Below are 26708 nucleotides of genomic sequence, written 5' to 3'. Positions count from 1 at the left end.
CATCCTGAGCCAGGATCAAACTCTCCAATAAAGTTTGTCTAGCATCATAAATAAAAATTGACGTTTCACGTTGTTTGTTTCGTTCAGTTTTCAAAGAACTTGTCCGTCGCTCGATTAGCGACTTCCTCATGTTAACATCTCAGTTATTCGATGTCAACCATTTTTTATTTTCTCGTCGCTTTCTGCTGTAGTGCAGCAGCGACGTTTATTAATATACCATCTGTATTTTTAAAGTGCAAGCACTTTTTTAAAAAAATATATAAAGTTTTTTGTTGTATAAACTAAATTATTGCATCACCAATCGGGCGTATGCCAGCAGTTATCTCCCACCTACCTTCTTTGCTTTTCTCTAAATCTTGAGGCGGGGATCTTACTGCCCCAAAATAGCAGGATAAAATGAATCACTCACTTAAGAATTTTTTTAGAATTTTTTTACATTTTTTTAACTCTACTTCCCTGTCATTTGTTATATAGTAAAACAGTAAACCATCAAACCCTATCATGGAGGAATTTATTTATGGAAAGATTGACGAAATTTTCATTAAAAAATAGGGCCGCTATTATCATCATGGTTTTCCTCATCTCTGTATTAGGTATTTATTCAGGCTCTAAATTACCGATGGAGTTTTTACCAAGTATCGATAATCCGGTAATAACAATCACCACTTTATCCGAAGGACTAGATGCTGAAACAATGACAAAAGAAGTAACAGAACCTCTCGAGAAACAATTTCGAAACCTTTCACACGTCGATACGATTACATCGTCAACAAGTGAAGGATTATCACGGATTGATATTACATACACCTCAGAAGCAAACATGAAAGATGCAACACGTGAAGTTGAAAAACTCACAAACGGAATACCACTTCCAAAAGATACAATGAAACCTGTTGTCAGCCAACTAAACACTTCTATGATTCCACTCGCACAAATCACAGTTCAAAAGAAAAATGGCTTTACAAAGGCCGATGAAAAACAAATCGAAAAAGAAATTATCCCGCAACTTGAAAATATCGATGGCGTGTCCAATGTTATGTTTTATGGAAAATCAACATCTGAATTATCTATTGTATTAGATCCCGTTAAAATGAAAGATAAAAACATCATAACACCACAAATTGTATCTGCTCTTCAAGGAAAAGAAGTTTCTATACCCGCTGGACAAATATCCATAAACAATGAAAATCATTTACTTCGTGTAATTGGAGAAATAAAAAATATTGAAGACATAAAAAACATTGCACTCACACCAGAAGTAAAACTAAGTGATATCGCAAAAATTGAGCTAAAACAACATCATGATGCAATTTCTCATATTAATGGAGAAAACGGCGGTGCACTAGTCATAATGAAAGAACCGAGCAAAAATGCAGTTACAATTGGAAAAGCAATTGAGAAAAAGATTCATGATATAAGCAAACAATATAAAGACACTTTCACCATAAAAACACTTATGTCAACGCACGAGCAAGTCGAAAATGCTGTTACAAGTATGGCTAAAGAAGTTGTTCTCGGCGCTATTGCTGCTACATTCATCATTTTAATTTTCTTGCGTAACATTCGTACTACTTTAATCGCTGTTGTCAGTATCCCTTTATCCATATTTCTCACACTCTTTTTACTTAATCAATCTCATATCACTTTAAATATTTTAACATTAGGTGGATTAGCAGTTGCTGTCGGACGCCTTGTTGATGATAGCATCGTTGTAATCGAAAACATTTTCCGTCGTTTACAAAAAGATTCTTTCTCAAAAGACGTTATTATTGATGCTACAAAAGAAGTTGCAATCGCAATTACGTCTTCCACTTTAACGACTGTCGCTGTTTTTTTACCAATTGGCTTTGTATCAGGCGGAATCGGTGAATTTATGCTTCCTATGGTGTTGGCAGTTGTATATTCAATTCTTTCCTCGCTAGTAGTGGCCTTAACAGTTGTTCCACTCATGGCTTTTCTACTTTTAAAGAAAACAAGGCACGAAGAGCGAAAAGAAACGAAACGTTATACAGCCATTTTAAAATGGTCGTTATCACATAAATTTATCATTTTACTTACTTCTTTCTTATTATTTGTCGGTTCCATTGCAGCTTACATTGTACTTCCAAAAGCAAATATGAAATCTGACGATAACACAATGCTTTCTATCAATATGACATTCCCTGCTAATTACGATTTAGAAAAAGGGAAACAACAAGCTTTCGAATTCGAAAAGAAATTACTTGCAGATACACAAGTACAAGACGTTACCTTACGAATGGGTTCTGCTTCAGAAGATGCCCAGTGGGGCCAAGTGACAAAAAACAATCTTGCAAGTATATATGTAGGATTTAAAAAAGGAATTGACCTTGAAACATACATTAACAAACTAAAAAAAGAACAGAATCAATTTCAACCAGCAACATTTGATTACATAAAAGTGAGTTTTTCAAGTTTCGGTGGTGGGAACGCTTTACAATTTAACATTACGGCCAACAATAGTGAAGATTTAAAGAAAGCTTCCGATCTTGTTACCACAAAATTAAAAAGCTTAGATAGTCTTTCAAAAGTAAAAACAAATATGGAAGAAGAGAAAAAAGAATGGGCTATCAACGTCGATCAAACAAAAGCAGAAAAAGCAGGGTTAACCCCTGAAGTCATCGCACAACAAGTTACATTTTTAATGAAAAAATCACCAATTGGCCAGATTTCACTTGATAAAGAAAAGACAACTATTGTATTAGAACACCAAAAAACAGACATTCATAATAAAGATGCGATTTTAGACTCAAATATTTTGTCTCCAACTACTGGTTTGATCGCATTAAAAGATGTTGCAACCATTTCTGAAAAACAAATACAAACAGAAATATTCCATAAGGACGGAAAAGAAACAATTCAAGTTACAGCAGAAGCAAAAGGTGAAGATTTAAGTAAAGTAAGTACAGATGTAAATACAGCTATTACAAATATAAAATTACCTGATGGAGCGAAAGTTAACATTGCCGGAGCAACAGAATCAATGCAAGAAAGTTTCACTGATCTATTTAAAATTATGGGAATTGCAATTGGTGTCGTTTACTTAATTATGGTTATTACTTTTGGGCAAGCACGTGCACCGTTTGCAATTTTATTCTCCCTTCCATTAGCTGCTGTTGGCGGTATTTTAGGTTTAATTATTTCACGAACACCCGTCGATTTAAACTCTCTTATCGGTGCCTTAATGCTAATTGGAATCGTTGTAACAAATGCAATTGTATTAATAGAACGTGTACAACAAAATCGCGAAAAAGGAATGCCAACAAGAGAGGCACTATTAGAAGCTGGTTCAATAAGATTACGTCCAATTATCATGACAGCTATTACAACAATCTTCGCAATGCTTCCTCTACTATTCGGTGATTCACAAGCTGGGAGCATGGTATCAAAAAGCTTAGCTGTTGTAGTAATCGGTGGTTTATTAGTTTCTACATTACTAACACTGGTTGTTGTACCTGTTATGTACGAATTACTAGATAAAGTTGGTCGCAGGAAGCGTCGCAAAAAACAACATGAATCTTATACAAACATCCCAAACTCATAAAGTGAAACTTTCATCAGTGGGGTTTTCTTCATCCCCCACTGATGAAAATTCCACCCAATCGGAATTTTACGGGCAGGTATCCCCCACCTATCTTGGGATTCCTCACAAACTTGAGGTGGGGACTTACTGCCCACGAATAGCAGGAGATAGATAGAATAACTTTTCCCGCACTGTATCTTCATTATATAAACCAAAAAAGGGTATCCTCAAAAGGTCGATTTTATCGAACTTTTAAAGGACACCCTCTCTATTCTATATAGGATACAAGACAAAAGATTATGCAGCTGCTTTTACTTTATTTTTTCGAGATTTTTTCGTACCAGTAAAGCGTTTATGCAGTACAGATGCTATAAAGCGAGCAAGAATATTAAATAGTAATACCATAATAATTAATACTGCTGCTGATTTTGTTGCAATTAGCTTCGCGTCAGGAACAATTCCTTCAGAATTTAACTTCCAAATATGCACTGCTAATGTTTCTGCTGGTCGAAATGGGTTGAACGGATTAGCAGGACTTGAAAGGTCTGCTGCTGAATTTAAAATCGGTGACGTTAATCCTGCTGTATAAATCAGTGCTGCCGCTTCACCAAAAATACGTCCAGCCGCTAAAATAACACCTGTAATAATTTGTGGTAATGCAGATGGAAGAATAATTCTGACAATTGTTTGCCACTTTGTTGCACCTAATCCAAGACTTGCTTCTTTCACATTAGATGGAATTTCTGTAATTGCATTTTCACAAACACGCGTTAAACTTGGCAAATTTAAAATCGTTAAAGCTAACGCCCCGCCTATGGCAGTATAACCCCAACCTGCCATCGTAACAAACACAAGTAATCCAAATAAACCAACTACAATAGAAGGTAAAGATGCCATTGTTTCAATACATAGACGAACAAAATTTAAAAATCGACCTTGCTTTGCATATTCCGCAAGATAAATTCCCGCACCAAGACCTAAAGGAATTGAGATAATTAATGTAATGACAAGCATATAGAAGGAATTAAATAATTGAGGACCAATTCCTCCTCCTGCCATTGTATTACTTGGTTCTCCAAATAAAAAATTCGGATCCCAAAATCCCCAACCTTTTTGTAAAATTTCGTATACAAGAAAACCGAGCAAAGCGACTACAAGCGCTGCAACCGCATATAAAATCCCTGTCCATATACTATTAACTGTTCTAGCATTCATCTTTATCTTTCACCTCTTTGGCCAATCGCTCGAATTACTACGATAAATAAGAAAGAAATAAGAAGTAATATCATCGCTAATGTCCATAGCGCATTATTCCAAGCTGTCCCATTTAACGTATTCGTCATATCCATTGTCAAAATACCTGTTAAAGTTGAAGTTGGACTATATAGTCCTTCTGGTAATTTTATTGTATTACCAATTACCATTTGAACTGCTAATGCTTCACCAAAAGCACGAGCTAACCCAAGAACAACCCCTGTTAAAATACCCTTTTTCGCCGCCGGAACAATGACGCGGCTAATCGCTTGCCATTTCGTCGATCCTAAACCATAAGAGGCTTCTAAATATTCAAAAGGAACTGCACGAATTGCATCGGAAGCAATACTTGCAATCGTTGGCAAAACCATAATGCTCAATACAATAATACCTGCAATTAAACTAAATCCTACACCACCAAAAGAATCACGTAAAAGCGGGATTAAAATTGTAACACCTAGTAAACCATATACAACAGACGGAATCCCTACTAACAATTCTAAAACCGGCTTTAGTACCTTGTTTCCAAACTTTGGTGAAATTAAATTCATAAACACTGCTAGTGCAATTGCAATCGGCGCACTAATAATTACTGCACCGAGAGATACAGCAGTAGATCCAACTATAAAAATTACAGCTCCAAAACTTCCATTTCCTTCATTTGGAGCCCATTTTGTTGATGTGAATACTTCTGAAATTGAGATATTGCTTTGCGTAAATGATTGAATTCCTTTTGCACAAATGAATGCGATAATAGCTAATGTAACAGCAACAATTAATAAACCACAAAGCGTCACAAGTGTTCTTCCAATATATTCACTTTTTACGTAGTTAATTTGTTTTTTCCCCTTCATCACAAGACCACAACCTTACTTCCTATATTGAAATGAACAAGACTGGCTAAATAGCCAGCCCGTTTTATATTATTGCTTTAATTTAGACATTGGGATGTAACCCATTTCTTCTACTTTCTTCTCGAAGTCTTTACCTTTTACATAATCAATGTAACCTTTTGTTGCGTCTTTTGCTTCACCTTTTGTAATCATGTATTCATAAGACCAAAACGGATATTTACCAGAAGAAATATTTTCAGTTGTTGGTTCTACACCATCAATTTTCATAGTTTTTAAAGTACCTTTTTTGTCACCAACCATGTAAGAGTTAGCTAAATAACTAATAGATCCTGGTGTAGAGTTAATCGCTTGCTCTACTGCACCATTTGAATCTTGTGTTGTACCTGTAGCATCGTTAATTTTCGCGTCTTTCATAACTGTTTTTTCAAATGTAGCACGTGTACCAGAAGCAGCTGGGCGATTAACTACATTGATTTTTTCGTCTTTTCCGCCAACGTCTTTCCAGTTTGTAACTTTACCAGAGAAAATATCTTGTACTTGTTTTAATGTTAAGTTATCAACATTTACATCTTTATTTACAACTAATGCAAATCCGATACCTGCAACTTTGTTATCAACTAATTCTTTTGCTTTATCTGCTTCTTTTATTTTATCTGCAGCAGGAACGTCAGAGTTACCAACTTGAACAGCGCCAGAAGCTACTTGGTTAATTCCAGTTCCACTACCGCCACCTTGAACTGTAATTGATACTTTTGAATTATTCCCCATAAATTCTTTAGCAGCTTCTTCTGCAAGTGGTTGAAGCGCTGTAGAACCAGCTGCTGTAATTGTACCGGACAATTCTTGCTTCGGTTCGTTACCACCTTGAGCAGTTTCCGTCTTTGTAGTGCCTGTTTTCCCACAACCTGCTAAAGCTCCAGCAACTACTAATGCCGCTAACGAAAATTTTAAACCTTTTTTCATAACCATGTCTTGTACCCCCATTTGATTATCACTTTTAATTTCTACATTATTATGTGCATATCTCGTAGTACAAATTCATTGTAGGATAATAATATTATGTCAGTGTTAAGCGTTTTTTAATTTTAAGTAAAGGAAGTGGATTCGTAGAAAAAACCATATATATTCAAGGTTTTTAACATAAAACAATGAAAAAACCTTAAGAAACAGAACATATTGTAAAGCTAATTTTAATAATGTAAATTTATTGTAAATTCACATCCTTGCTTTTACACCTTTGTTAAGATGTTTTTTCCAAGAACTCTACTTCCCCTTGTTAAAACACTAACATCCACAACAAAAAAACGGAATAACATGTAAGTTAGCCCTGGAAATTGGAACAATTCGAAAAATACCTGAATATTTTTAAAGTAGGAATTGACAACAACGCTCAATATCACCTAGTATATTATTAATAAAAAGTTTCCCTAAGGAAACTTTTTGAACTCGTACTAAAAAAATAGAGGTGAGGTAACTCTTATGGTGTCGGTTAAAACTCAATCACTTTCTACTTTTAAAACAGGTCAACTCGTACAAATTGAAAAAATTCAGTTAGAAGGAACAATGAAACGTCGCCTGCTTGATTTAGGATTTATTCCTGGTGCAACGATTAAAGTATTACAAAAAAGTCCACTTGGTGACCCCATTGCATATCAAGTAAGTAATACAACAATTGCACTTCGAAATGAAGAAAGTTCGCAAATAATAGGAACATTGATAGGAGATGATCCGCAATGAAGAAGCACCGCATTGCATTAGCAGGAAATCCGAATACAGGAAAAAGTACGTTATTTAATACATTAACCGGATTAAAACAACATACTGGAAACTGGACAGGGAAAACAGTATTAAAAGCTGAAGGCGAATATGCACATAACGGAGATTTATATACGATTATAGATTTACCTGGAACGTATTCTTTATATTCCAACTCTGCCGATGAAGAAGTTGCACGTGACTACATTATCTTCGAAAAACCAGATGTAACCGTCGTTGTATTGGATGCAACAGCGATGGAGCGGAATCTAAACTTAGCACTGCAAGTTATGGAAATGACAAAAGAAGTTATTATATGTGTGAACTTAATTGATGAAGCAGAAAAGAAAGGGATTATAATCGATGAGAAAAAATTAGCAAAATCACTTGGAGTTCCTATTGTAAAAATCTCTGCCCGTAACAAAATCGGAATCAGTCGGTTACTAAACACAATTGAAAAAGTAGTAAATAGAAAATTAATTCCTACTCCCTTTCAAATTACTTATAACGAAAAAATAGAAAAGATGATTCAGGAACTTGAACCGCAAATATATGAAGTTTTTGGAGATTCTTATCCTGCACGTTGGATTGCACTTCGCATTCTAGATGGAGACAAGAATTTCTTAGAAGCTCTTCAAAAACATCATAAAGAACCGCTTGTAAGGGAGGTCGTAATCAATGGAATCTCATTTAACCAGTAAAGCCCTTCCATTAGACTATATCGTGCATCATGCACAAACACTTGTTAAAGAAGATATTCGCGATGAAATTGTTGTTGATATCTATCGTGCTTCAGCTAATATTTGTAAAAATTCGGTTCAATATACGGATAAAAATAAATTATATCGTTCAGAGAGGCTCGATAAAATTTTCACCTCTCCTATATTCGGCTTCCCTATTATGCTTGCTGTTTTATCTGTGATTTTCTATCTTACAATTGCTGGTGCAAACGTTCCATCCGATAAAATTGCTGAATTCTTTGGATGGGCAGAAAATTATTTAACAGCTTGGTTCCAAGCAATGAATGCTCCGGAATGGTTACATGGTATCCTTATTCTCGGTTTATTCCGAGGAACAGGAGCTGTGATTAGTGTTATGTTACCACCCATGGCAATCTTTTTTCCGATTTTTGCTTTACTAGAAAACTACGGTTACTTACCACGCGTTGCTTTTAACATGGACCGCCTCTTTAAACGTGCCGGGGCACATGGGAAGCAATCATTAACAATGGCGATGGGATTTGGATGTAACGCAGCTGCAATTATGTCAACACGTATTATCGAATCACCTCGTGAACGTATGCTTGCAATCTTAACAAATAACTTTGTTCCTTGTAATGGTCGATGGCCAACGCTTATTTTATTAGCATCTTTATTTATGGCTGCTGGATATACAGGAGGTATGCAAACCCTTGTAACAGCCGGGGTTGTTGTCGGCATGGTCGTAATTGGAATTATCGTAACTTTAACCGTTTCATGGGCACTCTCAAAAACGGCTTTAAAAGGTGTTCCAACTCACTATACGCTAGAATTACCCCCTTATAGAAAACCTAAAATTTGGGATACAATCGTACGCGCGACGCTCGATAAATCAATATACGTTCTAAAACGTGCTGTTATCGTTGCGGCACCTGCTGCAATATTAACATGGGTATTAGCAAATGTATTTATTGGAGACACAAGCCTTCTTATGTATATCGTAAATTTTTTAGATCCGTTTGCAAAATTACTCGGACTTGACGGTTACATTTTAGCAGCATTTATTCTCGGCTTACCTGCAAACGAAATTGTTGTTCCAATTTTATTAATGGCTTATTTATCAACAGGTTCATTAACAGAGTTAGCAGATTTAACACAAATTAAACAACTGTTTCTTGAACATGGTTGGACTTGGTTAACTGCATTAAATATGATGTTGTTCTCTCTTCTGCATTTCCCATGCGGAACCACACTAGTTAATATATATAAGGAAACAAAAAGTGCAAAATGGACATTTCTTTCATTCGCAATCCCTACCATCATTGCCATTGTTGTTACATTCCTTACGGCACAATTGGTACATTGGTTAGGACTTATATAATAAAAAGGAAACCCAACGTATTACTCGGGTTTCTTTTTTTGCGGTATTTGTTTTTGCCAAGGCTGTGCACCGTATTCTTGTATTTTTTTATGAATGAAATAAGCAGTACAGGGCAGCGTTGCCATTAAAATCGTACATATAATCCCTAAAGTTGTAAACATTATGCTGCTCCTTTACTCACCTTCTTACTGGTAACATAGATCCTGTATGTTCAATACTTGGATGCACACGAACAATAATGTTACTCGTACTAAAGTAATTTTGACCTTGGTCCCAATTTTTTTTAATTTTTATCCATTGCTTATAATTTTGACGCTTATAATATTCCCCTAATCCAAATGCATCTACTTTTAAATCTTTTTGGACAACTTTAATTGTTTTCTGTATCTCTTTTTCCATTTCACTTGCAAGGTATTTGCTAATTTCCTTGTTACTCATCGCCTTATTATCTTTCCTTAAATACACTTCTGCTAATGTTCCGTCTAAATATACATCAATGACAAATTTGGGCTTTGTAGGATTTGTTAAGAATGTGTGGATTTTCCGACGTATCCCACGAATTTCAAATACAATAAGCTGATTTCCTTTTTTTATTTTAAAAAAGCCCCCTACTTTTTTTCCAACAATATAATTTAATCCTAATGTTTCCATTCCATTCAGACTACCTACAAATTTAGTATCTTTTCCGCGAAACACAGCTGCTCCTTCCATTTTAATTCCCTGCCGGGTTAGCCCTAAGACAGGAAGAACAAAACTTCTATCAGCAGACATTTTCTGTTGTAAATCACCAATTCGAATTGCTTCTAACATTTGAGCATTCTTCTGTGCATGATCTGATATCATACTTATATATTTAGCTGGTAAATTTTCTGGTTTTGCACTCTGTTTTAATATTTCTTCCGCCCTTTCTTTTGAAACGAAAATACGAATGTTCCTGCGCATCTCATGATCACGAAAAAATACATCTAATGTATCTTCTAAAACGAAAGGTTTTTTCAATAAGTCCTCAGAAAAAATAAGCACTTCTATATGAGGAAAGAATAGGGACCGACTTATTTTCTTAGAGATAATCCGAATTTGAGCAAATACACTATCAGCCGTTGCATTAATATTAATGTAATTTTTCCCATCTGACGGTTTATTTCCCTGTGGCGTTAAAGAACTAGGTAACACAATTTGATACGTTCCTTTTATAAGGGGGGAATAGCTGATAGTGGTCGTTTCACTTTTTTCTCCCTTATTCGTTGCCCGGTCTAATGCAACACCAACAACAAACCCTCTTTCTTCAATCTCCTGCCGTTCAGAGCAGCCACTTATAAGTAAAATCAAAAACAGACAACTCATTATCTTAAGAAGAAGGTTCATTTTTATTCCTCCCTCCTTTTATTTTATAGAAAATAAAAATGAGAAGAGGAACAACAAACATAATAGACATGTCAACCCAAGCTAAATATGTACCATACTTACTTATCACATCCAAATTACCTGGAATATTATTTACAACATAAATGATAGGTGCACTAATAAAAATAAACGTATGTTTTTTTATTGTTGGAAACATTGCACACAATAAAAAAATAGCAACATCATAATATAATGCAGTTGTATTAAAAACGGTAATAATCCATGTTATAAAAAAAATGGCATCAAACCTCTCTAGAAAACCTCCCCCGATTTCAATTTCTTTTCCAAGTTCAATCGTTGGATATGTTAAGGTACTCGTTGTTAAATAAGTAAATACACTTATACAAGTAATATAAATTAACATATAGGATAAAACAGTAATCATAACACCTTTTGCCGCTGCTATAGGTGCGTTTTTAGTTGATTTTAGTATAGCAGCATAGAAAAACCCTACTTCAAATCCAATAAACGTAAAGGCAGATTCCCTGATTCCACCCATATATTTACTCATTTTAGTTTGAAAAAATGGAGATAAATTTCCAAATTCCATTACATTAATATTTAACAGCGATAACAAAATGATAGCAATAAAAACAATGGGCAAAAACAGAACACTAAGTCTTAATAATCCTGCCCTTGATCCACAAACGCCATAAACAACAACGAGCAAGTAAAAAAAAGACAAAAGCTGAACAGGTGTATCACTAAATAAATAGGTTTGAGAAATAATAGAAATTGTTCGCGCTTCATGAGCTGTAATTCCTGTAAATATTAGTATTAAAATAAAACAGACAATATAAGTAATCGGCTTCGTTAAATACACACTCGTATATTGAACAAAGTTTTGTTTCGGAAATAAAATGGCAACCTTCATGTTAAACCACGCAAAACAAGTACATATGAATCCACTTAGGAATAAAAGAATCCATCCATCCGCAAAAAGCGCATGAGTCGCCATAACACGCGGCATGGCAAGTGCACCTGTACCAATAATAGTAGAAGATATAGCAAACATGAGTTCACGAGTACCAATTTCTTCATCTCCATACTCAAATGGCTTCACTTCATTCCCTCTCCTTTGAACGCAGCGTTTTATCCTTTGGTTGTAAATACTCCGGTCTTTCTTTCAACATTTCTTTAGGAAAACGTACAACCTCTTCTTTCCAATCTTTATAAAAAGCAGGTGTAATCGGTGCAGAATATGGTACTCCAACACTCGTTAAATTTACGATGTGAATTGCTAAAGCAATTAATCCTAAAATAATTCCATACAAGCCAAAGACTGTAGCGGCCAACATAAATGCAAACAATAAAATACGAAAGGTAATTGTAATGCTATATACTGGCAATGAAAATGTAGCTACGGCCGTAACCGCAATAATAATGACAAGAAATGGATTTACAATGCCGGCACTTACAGCAGCTTCTCCAATAACAAGGCCTCCTACAATACCAATCGTTTGCCCCATCGGCTTCGGAAGACGAATTCCAGCTTCACGAATCAGTTCCATTGTAAAAGCCATTATGAGCGCCTCAATATATGCTGGAAACGGAACACCTTCTCTTGCTCCAGCAATTGAATATGCAAGAGTAGAGGGGATAAGCCCTTGATGATAAGAAACAAGAGCTACATACATAGCCGGTAATAAAATTGCAATCGTTCCCGCTAACATTCGAAGTCCTCTTAACAACGTTCCAATCATCCAACGTTCATAGTGATCTTCAGGCGATTGAAATATATCAATCATTACCATTGGAGCAATAAGTGCAAATGGAGAACCATCTACTAAAATAGCTGCTTTCCCTTTTGCAAGTGAAGCTGCGACGTTATCTGGTCTTTCTGTATTTAAAAATTGGGGGAAAGGAGACAAATTATTATCTTGTATGAGTTGCTCAATCGTTCCTGTCTCAAAAATAATATCTGTTTCAATAGACTGAAGTCTCCGGTTTAATTCTTTTACAATATAAGGATTAATAATATCTTCAATGTAAACTAATGTTACTTCCTTCTGTGAACGTTTCCCCATAATATAGGAATGAAAACGTAATTGCGGGTCACGGATATGACGCCGAATTAACATTTTGTTTACATTCACATCTTCAATAAATCCTAAATTAGGACCTCGAATGATTGTCTCTGTAGAAGGTGCATCAAGACCTCGTTTCTCCCATTCACGGAAATTTACAATCATTGCAGAAGGAATACCATCCAGTAGTACAATTGTATCGCCTGCTAATAGTGCATTCATAACATCTGGAAATGTCTTTGCAATACTTACTTCTCCAACTGACAAAAATTGATCAATTAATGTTTGGATAATCGGAGCTTGTTTAGGAATTTCCTCATACTGCAATGGGCGAATAACAAAACGATAAATCATGTCTTTATTGCTTAATCCGCATAAAAATATAACTGCACACCGATCATTCGTTCCTGAAAGAGAAAATTCACGTACAGTTAAGTCATTAGGTGAATCTAACTTTTCTCGAATTTCATTCGTAATTTTCGATAAGTTAGCATCTAATTGAATCATCTTTATCACCTAACTTTCTTTCTCAAAATGTTGTAGTTATATTTCTCCACTTCAAACAAATATATACAAAAAGAGTTATCCGTTAGTAGCTGGATAACTCGAATGAAAAACTATATTATTCTCTGTTTCTCATAAAATTTAAAACAGATGAAACAAATATATCTACACCGATCGGCAAGGCATCCTCATCAATTGTAAAACACGGATGATGATGAGGGTGGATAATTCCCTTCTCTTGATTTCCGGCTCCTATAAAGAAAAATGTACCTGGAGCTTTTTGTAAAAAAGCTGAAAAATCCTCCCCAGCCATCGTCGGCTGCAAATGAACAACTTGTTCCCTTCCTAAAAGTTGCAATGCCGTATTTTCTACATGCCTCGTTACATTCTCTTCATTTACAACCGGACGATATCCGTATTCGTATGTAAATTTATAAGATGCCCCGTATGCCTCTGTAATACATTTTACAATTTTCTCAATTTGCTCTGCCGTTTGCTTCCGAAGTTCATCCCGTAAACTTCTCACTGTCCCTCCAATTGTCGCACTGTCAGGAATTACATTATGAGTTGTCCCTGCGTGAAACTGTGTTACAGATAACACTAATGAATCTAACGGGTTAGTAAGCCTCGAGACAATTTGTTGTAATTGAGAAACAACTTGCGTACCAATTGCAATACTATCAATCGTTTCATGCGGAATCCCAGCATGTCCGCCTTTCCCAACAATCGTAATCGAAAACGCATCAGGAGCAGCCATTGCTGGGCCATACACAACACCAATTTTGCCAACTTCCAGTGGTGACCAAAGGTGCGCACCAATAATATAATCGACCCCTTCCATAACACCAGCGTCAACCATTTCCTGCGCACCACCTGGAAAGTTCTCCTCAGCATGTTGAAACAAAAAACGAATTTCCCCTTGAATTTGATCTCGCTTTTGTGAAAGTGTGTATGCTGTGCCAAGTAACATCGCCATATGTCCATCATGTCCGCACGCGTGCATTACCCCTTGATATCTAGAAACAAAATCAAACTTATTCTCTTCTTCAATAGGTAGTGCGTCCATATCAGCACGAAGCGCAATTGTTTTTCCTGGCTGTTTACCTACCAATTTTGCCATTACACTATACTGCGTTGGACGTGAAACTTCTAGATGAGGAAATGTTTGCAATATGTCGTAAACCGTTTGAGATGTTTTTTCTTCATGATAAGAAAGCTCAGGATACATATGAAAATATCTTCTCCATTGAATAAGCTGCTCTTTCGAAATAGATGCTTCTTGTATAATATCCATATACAATCATCCTTTCTCCACTACATTACCTGTTATTATGAAAACTCCCGCCACTTATCTCATTCGGATCTTAAAGTGGGGGTTTCTCGTGTATCCCCTTCAAAAGATGCTTAACACGAGTGGAGTTGACACAGCTGCCCGATGGCACAACCCCTCTATTCCATCAGCAAACGCCTTTGGAACTGCTTTTTTTAAGATGTTATAGGCACCATTCACATCTGCGTTCAGTAGTTTGTTCTCTTTCGTACGGTACAAGCCACGTTTGATACGTGTTCCACTGAATATAGGAATATCTTCCTCACCATAAGTTGGTATCACGTCATTGTCTAGAAAGGATACCTTGCTTGTATACGATTCTTCTACAACTTGTACAGCAATACCTTTTCGTTTTGCCTTATAGATGATCATTTCAATGAGTAAATTATGTGGGACATGACAAAATGATTGATTTTGTCGTTCCCCCATCTTACTGTTTTGTTTCCATGATGTATTTTTTCCAATCGCAATCGTAGAGATTTCCTGTTGAATCGCTATTTGAACAATGTGGTGACTCATTTTATGGAAGATATCTTTTATTTTGAGAAACCGTTTCTCATGAAGCCTCTCTAGACGTTTTGATGTGTGCGGTCCTTCTTTTGGTTCTTTCCCATGACGAAGAATCCCCAGCAAATGTGCCTTTTGCTTGTTATAGTATTGATTGATACTTTTGATGACATTGCCCTTTACTAACACAGGAGTAGCCCCTGTATTCATTGTGATAGTTGCAATGTTATTGATCCCTAAATCAATACTCATATAACGATTATTGTCGACATGCTCAGGTGCTGACTCAGATTGTTCTGTCACAATTGCCACTTTAAACTTCCCATAAGCAGGGGAAACACGTACCTCCTTCAGATTTTCGATATGCCCAAACAATTTACCGATATTTAATTTCATGATTGTTTTTGGAAAACGAATGTAATTCTCTTGGAGTTTACACGCTTGATTGGTGAATACAACTTCTGCCATAGATGATTTGATATATTTTGGAATGCGAGGTCTGCCAGTAAAAGTGGAGGAATGTTTTTGGTATGCCTTGATGGTAGCAAAGAATGCTTTCCAGTTTTGATAGAGTTTTTTCATGACCGCTTGATTCGTTTGCACTGGCAAGTTCATATAATCTTGTTGTTTCATTGTTTTAAACAAGCAATCTAAGAAATGATACGATAGGAACGACTTCTCCTTTGTCGGTAATGTAAAAAAGTTTCATTTCTTTTCGCTCTTTCGTAGGTTTTTCTTTCTGTTTTTGCACTCGTTTTTGGTACGCACGAAGTTGATTTTCATTCATGGTTTCAATATGTGTTTGTAATGTATGGCGAACTTCTTGTTGAAGTGGCTGTAATGGTTGATCCGTACGTAAAGCCGTATACACTTGGCGAATATAGAAGTTTGTTGTATTGTAGAGATTTTTTGCATTTTGGCACATTTCCATGAAATAGGCGTGCAATTTGTGACCTTTCTTAATCCAAATTTGATAGGTTGCATATTCTTTTTCTTTCATCATAATTTTCACCTCCTTCTTTCCTTTATGATACTACAAAACAACCAAAAAGAACATATATTCGTATTGATACAAAAATATTTTTACGAATGCAATGGCAGTTCAATCCCACCACCTTAAACTTAGCTATGCCCTGAGCGTTTTGGAGGTAGGGGTTTCTTACCCATTTTCCGATAAAAAAATAAAAAGCTATCAAATTTGATAGCTTTTTATTTTTTAAGAATAGTAATTGCTTGTTTCCCCATTTGTTCCCACGCTTTTTCAAATTGAGCGCGCGGAATACCTTTACGCGGATTGTTTGCTAATGGATCATTTACATATACAAAGTTTTGATCATATCCAATGATAACAGCGCTATGTTCATAATATGTAATCTTTACTTCTCCAGCATTTGTATTCCAGGTTTCAAAACTTCCCTCATCTAACGGCTGAAAAGTTGTATTGGCAATAACCCATACCGGTGAACCAGCACTAAGTACTTTATATATATCTTTTATATCTCTTCCTGTTAAATCAATTGTTTTATCTGGAACATATTTTTGCGCCAATTGAAAAATCGGCTGATGATATACCCCGTAACCTGGTTCAGACTTTGTATAAATATTTCCTACAAATCCTTCATGAGGATTTCCTCGCAAACCATTTGCCTCAAACGGTACACGTGTAATTTCATTTGCAAGCTTCATTTTGTCAACTTGAATTCCGTTATATTGCAGTAACATTGCTAAACTTGTCACTTCACAACCTCTTTCTAATTCAGGAAGTTGCTTTATAAATGGCACATTTTCAATCATCACTTGCTCCTTCATTTCATATGAAAAATCTAAGCGAAGTTCCTCAGTTTTTTGAAAAATTTTATTTTTCCCTTTTTCAATTACTCCCATAACATCCTTGCTGCATGCCGCACCGACAATAACTCCAACTCCTAAAATACATATGTATTTAATCATCCTAACCATATATCTAACTCCATTACATCATTATTTTCTTACATCTCCCAAAATAATACTTTCTTTATTGTATCGTTGTTTTCAATAGTTTACTAGATGATTCTATGAATTGTTATTTTGGTATAATATCATAAAATTCTCATTTTTTAAAATAAAAAGATTTTTTAATATACAATTTCAGAATATTTTGTTAGAATAAACCACACTTAACCTAGTGAAGCTTTTTCAATAAGGATAAGTGAATTCAATAGCGGTTTTCATTATGACTTCCGTTAAAAAAATGGGGTGAGGGGTATATGATACAAAAAGAGACTCAGCAAAATGAACTAAAACGTACAATGCAAAGTAGACACCTCTTTATGATTGCTCTGGGGGGAGTTATCGGAACAGGGTTATTTATGGGATCAGGACAAACTGTTCACAATGCTGGACCCGGCGGAGCCATTCTTGCCTATTTAGTCGGCGGATTTGTTATGTATTTAACGATGCTTTGTCTTGGCGAATTAACAGTTGCAATGCCTGAAGCAGGTTCTTTTCAAAGTTATGCTAGCCGATTTATTTCACCTGGTTTTGGATTTGTGGTGGGATGGATGTATTGGCTAAACTGGGCTGTAACCGTCGGAGTTGAATTAACGACTGTCAGTATTTTAATGAAGCGCTGGTTTCCAGATGTTTCATCTTGGATATGGTGTGTTATATTTGCAGCCATACTCTTTATTGTAAACGCTTCCTCTGCGCGTGCGTATGCTGAAGCTGAGTTTTGGTTTGCAAGTGTTAAAGTAATAACAATTATTCTTTTTATTCTACTCGGCGGCGCTGTTATGTTTGGTGTATTAGACTTTAACGGTAAGCCGGCACCAATGTTCCATAACTTCACAGAAAATGGCGGATTATTTCCAAACGGACTTCCAGCTGTTCTTCTTACAATGATTACCGTTAACTATGCGTTTCAAGGAACAGAATTAATTGGTATTGCTTCGGGTGAAAGTAAGCAGCCGGAAATAACAATACCACGTGCTATAAAAAGTACAATTTGGCGAACACTTTTCTTTTTCGTTCTTGCCATTTCTGTAGTCGTAGGATTATTACCATGGCAAGAAGCAAATCTCGTAGAAAGCCCGTTCGTACTCGTTTTTGACACAGCTGGAGTCCCATATGCAGCAGACATTATGAACTTTGTCATTATTACGGCTGTATTATCGGTAGCAAACTCTGGTTTATACGCAAACTCTCGTATGCTGTGGGCGATGGCAAAACAAGGAATGGGAAGTCCGCGTTTCACAAAATTAACGAAAAAAGGGGTACCGATCAATGCCTTAATTTTCAGCTTAATCTTTGCCGGTCTTTCTCTGTTAACAAGTGTATTTGCCGCTGATACAGTCTTTTTAGTATTAACATCGATTGCGGCCATGGCAGCTGTCGTTGTTTGGATGTCCATTGCTGCATCTCAATTTTTCTTTAGAAGAGAATTTATTAAGAATGGCGGAGATATACGAGACTTAAAATATCGTGCGCCGCTATATCCGCTTGTTCCTATTGCAGCGTTCTCGTTAAACTTCATTACATTTATAAGCTTAGCGTTTATTCCAGATCAACGTATTGCTTTATATTGCGGCATTCCATTCATGATTATTTGTTACATTTTTTATAAAGTAAAATATAAAAAAATTGTCACATTTGAACAGCAAAAAAATGTTTCATAATGAGTAAACTAAATATATAAAATATTCAGCTATCTTAACTTATTACAAGATAGCTTTTTTCTATTTTTTGGATATTCTGGTATAACTTTATTTATCTTAAAATTTTTAAAATCGCGATTTGGCATCAAAAATAGTTTACAATATTAGCAAGTTACAAAAGTTTTTCATCGTAAAAACTGTGCATTTGTGTCTATTTTTTAACAATATCTTAAAAACTATTGCCATCTATAAATTAATAGGTTTATATTGTTTTATTGGCATAGTTTCAATCCAAGGAGAAAGGAGATTTTCAATCGTGCAACTGAAAAAAAAATTTTGGAAGTTGGCTTCACTTCTTCCACTATCATTACTCTTGTTCCTCGGTGGATGCGACAAAAAAATTGCTGTATTAAATCCACAAGGACCTGTTGCAAAAACGCAGTATGATTTAATTATTTGGTCGCTCATACTGATGTCTGTAATTATTGTAGTCGTATTCGTCCTGTTTACAGTTATTTTAATTCGTTACCGTGAAAAACCAGAGAATATGGACTATGAGCCACCTGATATACATGGTAATACTCTTTTAGAAATTATCTGGACTATTTTCCCTGTTATCATCGTGATTGCATTGTCAATCCCGACAGTAAAAGCAACATATGCATCAGAAAAGCCACCAGAGCAATCAAAAGATATAAAACCTGTAGAAATTTACGTTACATCTGCTAACTGGAAATGGTTATTCAGTTATCCTGAGGAAGGAATTGAAACCGTTAACTATTTAAATGTACCAGCAGGTGTTCCAATTCAATTTAAGTTAACTTCTGTTGGTCCAATGAATGCTTTCTGGATTCCAGAGCTTGGTGGAATGAAGTACAACATGGATGGTATGGTCATGGACTTATACCTACAGGCTGATAAACCAGGTTCTTACACTGGACGTAGTGCAAACTTCTCTGGTAAAGGATTTACTGACATGGAGTTTGAACTTGAAGCTAAAACAAAAGATGACTATAACAAATGGGTAAAAGAAGTACAACAGACTGCCCCTAAATTATCAGAAAACAAATATAAAGAAATTGTTGAACCAGGTGTAGTAGGGCGTATGTCGTTCTCTAGCAACCATTTAAAATATGTAGATCCAAAATCACTTGAATATTGTGATTACAACTACTACAAAAACAAAAAGTAATAACAACTATTCCAACAGATTGGAGTGAATATAGTGAAGCTTGATGAATTTTTTGTCACAGGCGATCCAATCCTATACGGAGCGGATGCATCTATCGTTCTTGTGACGTTAGGAATCATTTTTGTGCTAACAAAGTACAAAAAGTGGAGATGGCTTTGGGATGAGTGGTTAACTTCTGTTGACCATAAGAAAATTGGGGTCATGTATATCATTTCAGCAATTTTAATGCTGTTCCGTGGTGGTATGGACGGATTAATGATGCGTGCCCAATTAACGTTTCCTGATACAACTTATTTAAATGCTGAACACTACAACGGTATCTTTACAACACATGGTACTGTTATGATTCTTTTCATGGCAATGCCATTTGTTATGGGACTTATGAACGTTGTTGTACCTCTTCAAATCGGGGCACGTGACGTTGCATACCCTTATCTAAATTCCTTAAGCTTTTGGTTATTTTTCGTAGGTGCTATGTTATTTAACATCTCCTTCGTTATCGGTGGTTCTCCAGACGCTGGATGGACATCGTACTTCCCAATGGCTGGGAAAGAGTTTAGTCAAGGCGTAGGAAACAACTATTATTCAATTGCATTGCAGATTGCGGGTCTCGGTACGCTGATGACAGGGATTAACTTCCTTGTTACGATCTTAAAAATGCGTGCACCAGGCATGAAATTAATGAAAATGCCAATGTTCACATGGTCTATTTTAATCACATGTGTCATCATTATCTTTGCTTTCCCAGTATTAACAGTTGCTCTTGCATTAATGACATTTGACCGTCTGTTTGATGCTCACTTCTTTACGATGGCGAGCGAAGGTATGCCAATGCTTTGGGCGAACTTATTCTGGGTATGGGGTCACCCTGAAGTATATATCGTTATTTTACCGGCATTCGGTATTTTCTCTGAAATCGTAAGTACATTCTCGCGTAAACGTCTATTTGGATATAGCGCAATGGTATATTCAATGATTGCTATCGCAGTCTTGAGTGGTCTTGTATGGCTGCATCACTTCTTTACAATGGGTGCAGGACCATCAGTTAACTCATTCTTCTCGATTTCGACAATGGCAATTTCAATTCCAACCGGTGTTAAGATCTTTAACTGGTTGTTTACACTTTATAAAGGTCGTATTCGTTTTACAGTTCCAATGCTTTGGTCATTGGCGTTTATTCCAAACTTCGTAATCGGTGGGGTTACGGGTGTTATGCTTGCGATGGCAGCAGCTGACTATCAGTACCATAACAGCTACTTCCTAGTTGCTCACTTCCATTACGTATTAATCGCAGGTACAGTATTTGCGATGCTTGCTGGATTTACATTCTGGTATCCAAAAATGACTGGCCATATGTTAAATGAGCGCATTGGTAAATGGACATTCTGGATCTTTATGAGCGGATTTAACATTTGTTTCTTCCCAATGTACTTCCTAGGTTTAGATGGTATGACACGTCGTATGTACACATACTCTGCAAACCTTGGATGGGGCTTATTAAACCAAATTGCATCTGTCGGTGCAGTAATGATGGGTATTGGCTTTATCTTATTATGCTACAACGTAGTTTATAGCATTCGTCATGGTGAACGTGACTTAACTGGAGATCCTTGGGATGGCCGTACACTTGAATGGGCAACACAATCTCCTGTACAACATTACAACTTTGCAAAAATCCCAGAAATTAAGCATAGCGATGTATTCTGGGAAATGAAGAAAAACGGTGAAACTATTGCACCAAGCCCTGAAGAATTAAAACCAATTCATATGCCGAGCAATTCAGGTGTTCCACTTATTATGTCTTGCTTCATCGGCTTTGCTGGTTTTGCATTAGTATTTAGCTGGTTCACGTTAGCTATTATCGGCGGTATTGGTATGTTAGCTTGTATGATTTGGCGTTCGTTTGATTACGACGACGGATACTACATTAGCGTAGATGAAATTAAAAAGACAGAACATGTTGCATGAGAGGTGAAACGAAATGGCGGCTTTAGATAAGAGCTTACCTCTAGAATATCAATCTGAACAAAGCAGATTGAATATTTTAGGGTTCTGGATTTTCCTTGGGGCTGAAATCGTGCTGTTCGCAACACTTTTCGCCTCTTACCTAGTATTAGCTGGTCGTTCTGCAGACGGGCCGACAGCAGCACAAATTTTTGAATTAAAGCCTGTTATGATTGAAACACTTTTACTTTTAACAAGTAGTTTCACATGCGGGATTGCAATTCATGAAATGCGTAAAGAAAACAAAAATGGTATGCTCGTTTGGTTTATCCTTACATTACTATTAGGTGCAGGCTTCCTTTACATGGAAATTGAAGAATTCATGATGTACGTAAGCCATGGTGCTACACTTCAAACAAGTGGTTTCTTATCAGCATTCTTCGTTCTACTTGGAACGCACGGTGCCCACGTAACGGGTGGTATCATCTGGGCAGCTTGTGTTATTATCCAAATTTTAAAACGAGGACTAACACCAGTTACAGCACGTAAAGTATTTATTATCAGCTTGTACTGGCATTTCCTTGACGTTGTTTGGATCTTCATTTACACACTAGTTTATTTGAACGGGATGGTGGCGTAATAATGGGACAAAACAATACACAAGCAAACGGACACGCTCATAGCGGATTTCCTTGGTCACACGTTTTCGGATTTATTTTATCACTTGCATTAACGTTCCTTGCTGTATACGTAGCGTTATATACAAGTTTGCCACTTTCAACAATCTTAACAAGCATTATTGCAATGGCATTGGCACAAGCAGCATTACAATTAATTATGTTTATGCACTTAAAAGAAGGAGAAGGCATAACACAAACAATAGCAATATTATTCAGCTTCTTCATCGCTATAGTAACTGTTGTTGGTACGGTTTGGATTTTCTTCTCTATGTAATTTTCAAAAGTCTGTTGGGACAATGTCTCAGCAGGCTTTTTTATATAGATTAAATAATTATATACATATAAAGGAAGATGAAAAATAAAGTAAAACTTCCAGTAACTATCTCCCCTACCTTCTTTGCTGCTCTCTGAATTTTGAGGTAGAGGTCTTACTTCCCAAAAATTGCGGGATAAAGATCCAATTACAAATAAATTGATAATATTCCTTAAACTTCAATTTCCCGTATGGTAAAATATTACTATCATATATAGCTAAGGAAGTGTCAAAACATGTCAATATCAACTTTGGCTCTTTTATTACTCGGAGAAGTACTTGTCGCAATCATACTGATTGGTCTAAGCATTGAGATTTGGAGCTATGGATGGAAAAAAACAAATGGAATAAAGTATCCTTGTATTTTACTTTCTCTTATTATTGGAACTAGTAGTATATTGGGGCTTTGTATAGCACCAGCTTATTTCTTTATACAACTTACAGATAAGGTAAAATTTTAACCACATGGCTATTCATTATTAGTTGAATCAATTGGAGTATATGAGTCGATTCCTCCCCCCCATCTTCTGTGCTGATTCCTTGTGAAACATAGAATCAGGGATGTTCCTTTCCGTTAATACACTATAAGAAGAGAGGTATACGTATGGTGGAAATAAAACGAATTGATTGCTCTCAGACATATGCACTCCGACACGAAATTTTACGTCCTAATCAAAGTTTAGAAGACTGTAAATATACTTCTGATCATGAAGAAAATACCTTTCACCTTGGAGCATTTATAAACAATATGCTTATTAGTATTGCTTCCTTTTCTTATGAGATACATCCTTCTTTAGGAGAAGGCATTCATTATCGCTTAAGAGGAATGGCTACAAGACAAAACTTCCGTAAACAGCATGCTGGAAGTACTTTGATTCACAGTGCTGAAGCAATATTAGCAAAGCGCCGTGCACAGCTTCTATGGTGTAATGCCAGAATCACCGTTGCAAATTATTATACACGATTAGGGTTTCAAGAATATGGTGAAATATTCGATATCCCTCCAATCGGATTACACAAATTAATGTATAAATTATTATGATCTTATTTTATACAAAAAAGAGCATCTCCTACAATAAGCTCTTTTTTATAATTCATTATGAAAACTCCCGCCACTTACATCCTTCTGATCTTGAAGTGGGGTTTCTCGTGTATCACCTTCAAAAGATGCTTAACACGAGTGGAGTTGACACAGCTGCCTGATGGCACAACCCCTCTATTCCATCGGCAAACGCCTTTGGAACTGCTTTTTTTAAGATGTTATAGGAACCATTCACATCTGCGTTTAGTAGTTTATTCTCTTTCGTACGATACAAGCCACGTGTGATCCGTTTTCCACTGAATACAGGAATGTTTTCCTCACCGTAAGTGGGGATCGCATCATTGTCTAGAAAGGAAGCTTTACTTGTATAAGATTCTTCCACGACTTGTACAGTAACACCTTTTCGTTTTGCCTTATATGTGATCATTGCAATGAGTAGATTATGCGGGATATGACAGAAAGATTGATTCTGTTGTTTCCCCATCTCACTGTTTTGTTTCCACGATGTATTTTTCCCAATCACAATCATAGAAATCTCCTGTTGAATCGCTATCTGAACAATGTGGTGACTCATTTTGTGGAAGATATCTTTTATTTTGAGAAACCGTTTCTCATGAAGCCTCTCTAAACGCTTTGATGTGTGTGGTCCTTCTTTTGGTTCTTTTCCATGACGAAGAATGCCTAGTAAATAAGCCCTTTGCTTGTTGTAGTATTGATTGATGCTTTTGATGACATTGCCCTTGAATAATACAGGAGTGGCACCTGTATTCGTTGTGATGGTTGCAATGTTATCAATCCCTAAATCAATCCCCATATAGCGATTGTTATCTATATGCTCCGGTGATAACTCAGGTTGTTCTGTCACAATTTCCACCTTAAACTGAGCTATGCCCTGCGCGTTTTGAAGATGGGGTTTTTTTGCCCATTTTCCGATAAAAAGAAGAATCAATACACTCAATAATAGTTTGAATTTTAAAATTAAGTATATAAACCACAGATATAATACAGAAAACATTGTCTTTTTTTGTAGCATAACAGGGGTAAATGTTTTATAATTTTAAATAGTTAGACACTTTTGTAAGCGAATACATTAATTTTTCTTATAATAAAGGAGGTTTACTATGAAGCACACAGACAAAGCAGACACTTTAAATCGCGGATTAAAACAACGACATATTACACTTATGTCTCTTGGATCTGCTATTGGAGTTGGATTATTTTTAGGATCAGCTTCTGCTATTAAACTAGCAGGACCATCCATTTTATTTGGTTATATCATTGCAGGTCTTGCTATCTTTTTCATTATGCGTGCGCTTGGAGAAATGGCAATTGAACAACCTGTTGCCGGTTCGTTTAGTAAATATGCACATGACTATTTAGGCCCATTAGCAGGTTATATAACAGGCTGGAACTATTGGTTTTTATGGGTTGTTACTTGTATGGCTGAAATTACAGCTGCAGGTATTTATATGGAATATTGGTTCCCTGGAATTCCACGTTGGATTTGGGCGTTGATTGCTCTCGTATTAATGAGTGCATTAAACTTTTTATCTGTTAAAGTGTATGGAGAACTTGAATTTTGGTTTGCTCTAGTTAAAATTGTCACAATTATCTGTATGATTGTAATTGGTACTGGTATTATTCTATTTGGTTTTGGAAATGGCGGCGTAGCGACTGGAATTTCAAATCTTTGGTCTCACGGCGGTTGGTTCCCAAATGGTTTCTCTGGTCTTCTTCTTTCTCTACAAATGGTACTATTTGCTTACTTAGGAGTAGAGTTAATCGGTGTAACAGCTGGAGAAGCAGAAAATCCGAAGAAAACATTATCTAAAGCAATCGATAACGTTTTTTGGCGCATTTTAATTTTCTATGTAGGGGCTCTATTCGTTATGATGGCGATTTACCCATGGAATGAGATTGGCGAAAAAGGAAGTCCATTTGTACTAACGTTTGAACAAATCGGCATCGCGAAAGCAGCAGGAATTATTAACTTTGTTGTATTAACAGCTGCCCTTTCTTCTTGTAATGGTGGTCTCTTTAGTACAGGCCGTATGCTATTTACATTAGCACAGCAAAAACAGGCACCAGAGAAGTTTGGTCATTTAAATAAAAATGGCATTCCAAGTAAAGGAATTTTAGCAACAGCTTTCGTATTATTAATAGGCGTTGTTTTAAACTACCTTGTTCCTGGGAAAGTATTTACGTGGCTAACTAGTATTTCAACATTCGGAGCAATTTGGACTTGGGGCGTCATTTTAGTTGCGCAGCTACGCTTCCGTAAAGGATTATCACAGGAAGCACAAAATAAATTAACGTACAAATTGCCACTGTATCCACTTAGCTCTTATATTACACTCGCTTTCCTTGTTTTAGTATTAGGAGTTATGGCATATTCTACTGATACACGTATCGCATTAATCGTTGGACCGATTTGGATTATCGCTTTAGTTGTTGTCTATTATATGAAAGGATTTCATGTAATAGGTAAAACTCAAAAATCTTCTTCAAGAATCGGGTAAAGTGAAACTTCCGTCAGTGGGGGTTTTCTTCATCCCCCACTGACAGTTAGTTGAACCAATCGGGCTTTTACGGGCAGTTAGCCCCCACCTATCTTCTTTGCTTCTTTCTGAATCTTGAGGTGGGGGTCTTA

The 26708-nt window shown here is 36.2% G+C and carries 21 protein-coding genes and 2 pseudogenes; 12 read left to right on the top strand and 11 right to left on the bottom strand.

Annotated elements, in window-relative coordinates; translation table 11 throughout:
• The first annotated feature begins 517 nt into the window (after positions 1-517).
• Complete coding sequence (locus ACFQZ1_RS14475) at positions 518-3562, top strand: efflux RND transporter permease subunit (protein WP_377882886.1); 3045 nt, start codon at positions 518-520, stop codon at positions 3560-3562.
• Positions 3563-3838: 276 nt separating this feature from the next.
• On the opposite strand, the gene pstA is transcribed toward ACFQZ1_RS14475, so the two are convergent.
• The 3 genes from pstA to ACFQZ1_RS14460 form a co-directional block, all read right to left on the bottom strand.
• Positions 3839-4756 carry a phosphate ABC transporter permease PstA gene (pstA, locus tag ACFQZ1_RS14470; RefSeq protein WP_377882885.1) on the bottom strand — a complete coding sequence of 306 codons (918 nt, stop codon included), beginning with the start codon at positions 4754-4756 and terminating at the stop codon, positions 3839-3841.
• 2 nt (positions 4757-4758) lie between these two features.
• Positions 4759-5649, bottom strand: coding sequence for a phosphate ABC transporter permease subunit PstC (pstC, locus tag ACFQZ1_RS14465; protein WP_377882892.1), 891 nt, complete (start codon positions 5647-5649; stop codon positions 4759-4761).
• 69 nt (positions 5650-5718) lie between these two features.
• The gene (locus tag ACFQZ1_RS14460; protein ID WP_377882884.1) at positions 5719-6618 is read right to left on the bottom strand and encodes a phosphate ABC transporter substrate-binding protein PstS family protein; all 900 of its coding nucleotides are present in this window, start codon (positions 6616-6618) and stop codon (positions 5719-5721) included.
• Positions 6619-7128: 510 nt separating this feature from the next.
• On the opposite strand from ACFQZ1_RS14460, the gene ACFQZ1_RS14455 reads away from it, so the two are divergent.
• The 3 genes from ACFQZ1_RS14455 to ACFQZ1_RS14445 are packed head-to-tail and all read left to right on the top strand — an operon-like array spanning position 7129 to position 9483.
• Complete coding sequence (locus ACFQZ1_RS14455; protein WP_377882883.1) at positions 7129-7386, top strand: FeoA family protein; 258 nt, start codon at positions 7129-7131, stop codon at positions 7384-7386.
• Positions 7383-8105 carry a FeoB small GTPase domain-containing protein gene (locus ACFQZ1_RS14450; RefSeq protein ID WP_377882882.1) on the top strand — a complete coding sequence of 241 codons (723 nt, stop codon included), beginning with the start codon at positions 7383-7385 and terminating at the stop codon, positions 8103-8105. The genes ACFQZ1_RS14455 and ACFQZ1_RS14450 overlap by 4 nt, the downstream gene beginning before the upstream one ends.
• The gene (locus ACFQZ1_RS14445; protein WP_377882881.1) at positions 8083-9483 is read left to right on the top strand and encodes a nucleoside recognition domain-containing protein; all 1401 of its coding nucleotides are present in this window, start codon (positions 8083-8085) and stop codon (positions 9481-9483) included. The genes ACFQZ1_RS14450 and ACFQZ1_RS14445 overlap by 23 nt, the downstream gene beginning before the upstream one ends.
• Before the next feature lie 20 nt (positions 9484-9503).
• On the opposite strand, the gene ACFQZ1_RS14440 is transcribed toward ACFQZ1_RS14445, so the two are convergent.
• The 7 genes and pseudogenes from ACFQZ1_RS14440 to ACFQZ1_RS14410 all read right to left on the bottom strand — a co-directional run bounded on the left by ACFQZ1_RS14440 (position 9504) and on the right by ACFQZ1_RS14410 (position 17214).
• Positions 9504-9644: a hypothetical protein gene (locus ACFQZ1_RS14440; RefSeq protein WP_377882880.1), complete on the bottom strand. Its 141-nt coding sequence runs from the start codon at positions 9642-9644 to the stop codon at positions 9504-9506.
• 16 nt (positions 9645-9660) lie between these two features.
• The gene (locus ACFQZ1_RS14435) at positions 9661-10848 is read right to left on the bottom strand and encodes a Ger(x)C family spore germination protein (RefSeq protein ID WP_377882879.1); all 1188 of its coding nucleotides are present in this window, start codon (positions 10846-10848) and stop codon (positions 9661-9663) included.
• Positions 10832-11950, bottom strand: a complete 1119-nt coding sequence (locus ACFQZ1_RS14430; protein WP_377882878.1) for a GerAB/ArcD/ProY family transporter — start codon at positions 11948-11950, stop codon at positions 10832-10834. Before ACFQZ1_RS14430 ends, ACFQZ1_RS14435 begins: the two co-directional genes overlap by 17 nt.
• Before the next feature lies 1 nt (position 11951).
• Positions 11952-13421, bottom strand: a complete 1470-nt coding sequence (locus ACFQZ1_RS14425) for a spore germination protein (RefSeq protein ID WP_377882876.1) — start codon at positions 13419-13421, stop codon at positions 11952-11954.
• Between the two features lie 115 nt (positions 13422-13536).
• Positions 13537-14712 (bottom strand): M20 family metallopeptidase, encoded by a 1176-nt coding sequence (locus ACFQZ1_RS14420; protein ID WP_377882875.1) that lies wholly within the window; start codon positions 14710-14712, stop codon positions 13537-13539.
• A 99-nt stretch (positions 14713-14811) separates the two neighbouring features.
• Positions 14812-16258: pseudogene (locus ACFQZ1_RS14415) on the bottom strand (RNA-guided endonuclease InsQ/TnpB family protein).
• 206 nt (positions 16259-16464) lie between these two features.
• Positions 16465-17214, bottom strand: coding sequence for a C39 family peptidase (locus ACFQZ1_RS14410; protein WP_377882873.1), 750 nt, complete (start codon positions 17212-17214; stop codon positions 16465-16467).
• Between the two features lie 287 nt (positions 17215-17501).
• Between ACFQZ1_RS14410 and ACFQZ1_RS14405 the strand changes: the two genes are divergently transcribed.
• The 7 genes from ACFQZ1_RS14405 (at position 17502) to ACFQZ1_RS14375 (ending at position 24058) form a co-directional block, all read left to right on the top strand.
• Entirely contained in the window at positions 17502-18908 is a 1407-nt protein-coding gene (locus ACFQZ1_RS14405) for an amino acid permease (protein ID WP_377882872.1), read from the top strand.
• A gap of 295 nt (positions 18909-19203) precedes the next feature.
• Positions 19204-20079 carry a cytochrome aa3 quinol oxidase subunit II gene (gene qoxA / locus ACFQZ1_RS14400; RefSeq protein WP_377882870.1) on the top strand — a complete coding sequence of 292 codons (876 nt, stop codon included), beginning with the start codon at positions 19204-19206 and terminating at the stop codon, positions 20077-20079.
• Positions 20080-20112: 33 nt separating this feature from the next.
• Positions 20113-22047, top strand: a complete 1935-nt coding sequence (gene qoxB / locus ACFQZ1_RS14395; protein WP_377882869.1) for a cytochrome aa3 quinol oxidase subunit I — start codon at positions 20113-20115, stop codon at positions 22045-22047.
• A gap of 13 nt (positions 22048-22060) precedes the next feature.
• Entirely contained in the window at positions 22061-22663 is a 603-nt protein-coding gene (qoxC, locus tag ACFQZ1_RS14390) for a cytochrome aa3 quinol oxidase subunit III (protein WP_377882868.1), read from the top strand.
• A 2-nt stretch (positions 22664-22665) separates the two neighbouring features.
• The gene (gene qoxD / locus ACFQZ1_RS14385; protein WP_377882867.1) at positions 22666-22977 is read left to right on the top strand and encodes a cytochrome aa3 quinol oxidase subunit IV; all 312 of its coding nucleotides are present in this window, start codon (positions 22666-22668) and stop codon (positions 22975-22977) included.
• Between the two features lie 275 nt (positions 22978-23252).
• Entirely contained in the window at positions 23253-23477 is a 225-nt protein-coding gene (locus ACFQZ1_RS14380) for a DUF4022 family protein (RefSeq protein WP_377882866.1), read from the top strand.
• A 143-nt stretch (positions 23478-23620) separates the two neighbouring features.
• On the top strand, positions 23621-24058 hold the full coding sequence (locus tag ACFQZ1_RS14375; protein ID WP_377882865.1) for a GNAT family N-acetyltransferase: 438 nt from the start codon (positions 23621-23623) through the stop codon (positions 24056-24058).
• A gap of 118 nt (positions 24059-24176) precedes the next feature.
• On the opposite strand, the pseudogene ACFQZ1_RS14370 reads toward ACFQZ1_RS14375, so the two are convergent.
• Positions 24177-24941: pseudogene (locus ACFQZ1_RS14370) on the bottom strand (RNA-guided endonuclease InsQ/TnpB family protein); the annotation flags it as partial.
• Between the two features lie 238 nt (positions 24942-25179).
• Between ACFQZ1_RS14370 and ACFQZ1_RS14365 the strand changes: the two are divergent.
• Positions 25180-26577 (top strand): amino acid permease, encoded by a 1398-nt coding sequence (locus tag ACFQZ1_RS14365; RefSeq protein WP_377882864.1) that lies wholly within the window; start codon positions 25180-25182, stop codon positions 26575-26577.
• Positions 26578-26708 lie beyond the last annotated feature (131 nt).

Origin of the sequence: Bacillus sp. CGMCC 1.60114, from assembly GCF_042676365.1 — a bacterium.
Classification (GTDB): Bacteria; Bacillota; Bacilli; order Bacillales; family Bacillaceae_G; genus Bacillus_A; species Bacillus_A rhizoplanae_A.
The sequence above is the reverse complement of the archived record's forward strand: the minus strand, read 5'-3'. Positions and strand labels throughout refer to the sequence as shown.

What these genes read in the sequence shown, in the direction of transcription:
- ACFQZ1_RS14460 (WP_377882884.1), bottom strand. Translation starts at nt 6,618, where the DNA reads ATGGTTATGAAAAAAGGTTTAAAATTTTCGTTAGCGGCATTAGTAGTT.
- ACFQZ1_RS14365 (WP_377882864.1), top strand. Translation starts at nt 25,180, where the DNA reads ATGAAGCACACAGACAAAGCAGACACTTTAAATCGCGGATTAAAACAA.
- ACFQZ1_RS14410 (WP_377882873.1), bottom strand. Translation starts at nt 17,214, where the DNA reads ATGGTTAGGATGATTAAATACATATGTATTTTAGGAGTTGGAGTTATT.
- ACFQZ1_RS14450 (WP_377882882.1), top strand. Translation starts at nt 7,383, where the DNA reads ATGAAGAAGCACCGCATTGCATTAGCAGGAAATCCGAATACAGGAAAA.
- ACFQZ1_RS14455 (WP_377882883.1), top strand. Translation starts at nt 7,129, where the DNA reads ATGGTGTCGGTTAAAACTCAATCACTTTCTACTTTTAAAACAGGTCAA.
- ACFQZ1_RS14475 (WP_377882886.1), top strand. Translation starts at nt 518, where the DNA reads ATGGAAAGATTGACGAAATTTTCATTAAAAAATAGGGCCGCTATTATC.
- ACFQZ1_RS14445 (WP_377882881.1), top strand. Translation starts at nt 8,083, where the DNA reads ATGGAATCTCATTTAACCAGTAAAGCCCTTCCATTAGACTATATCGTG.
- ACFQZ1_RS14435 (WP_377882879.1), bottom strand. Translation starts at nt 10,848, where the DNA reads ATGAACCTTCTTCTTAAGATAATGAGTTGTCTGTTTTTGATTTTACTT.
- ACFQZ1_RS14375 (WP_377882865.1), top strand. Translation starts at nt 23,621, where the DNA reads ATGGTGGAAATAAAACGAATTGATTGCTCTCAGACATATGCACTCCGA.
- pstA (WP_377882885.1), bottom strand. Translation starts at nt 4,756, where the DNA reads ATGAATGCTAGAACAGTTAATAGTATATGGACAGGGATTTTATATGCG.
- qoxD (WP_377882867.1), top strand. Translation starts at nt 22,666, where the DNA reads ATGGGACAAAACAATACACAAGCAAACGGACACGCTCATAGCGGATTT.
- ACFQZ1_RS14420 (WP_377882875.1), bottom strand. Translation starts at nt 14,712, where the DNA reads ATGGATATTATACAAGAAGCATCTATTTCGAAAGAGCAGCTTATTCAA.
- qoxC (WP_377882868.1), top strand. Translation starts at nt 22,061, where the DNA reads ATGGCGGCTTTAGATAAGAGCTTACCTCTAGAATATCAATCTGAACAA.
- pstC (WP_377882892.1), bottom strand. Translation starts at nt 5,649, where the DNA reads ATGAAGGGGAAAAAACAAATTAACTACGTAAAAAGTGAATATATTGGA.
- ACFQZ1_RS14440 (WP_377882880.1), bottom strand. Translation starts at nt 9,644, where the DNA reads ATGTTTACAACTTTAGGGATTATATGTACGATTTTAATGGCAACGCTG.
- ACFQZ1_RS14425 (WP_377882876.1), bottom strand. Translation starts at nt 13,421, where the DNA reads ATGATTCAATTAGATGCTAACTTATCGAAAATTACGAATGAAATTCGA.
- ACFQZ1_RS14380 (WP_377882866.1), top strand. Translation starts at nt 23,253, where the DNA reads ATGTCAATATCAACTTTGGCTCTTTTATTACTCGGAGAAGTACTTGTC.
- ACFQZ1_RS14405 (WP_377882872.1), top strand. Translation starts at nt 17,502, where the DNA reads ATGATACAAAAAGAGACTCAGCAAAATGAACTAAAACGTACAATGCAA.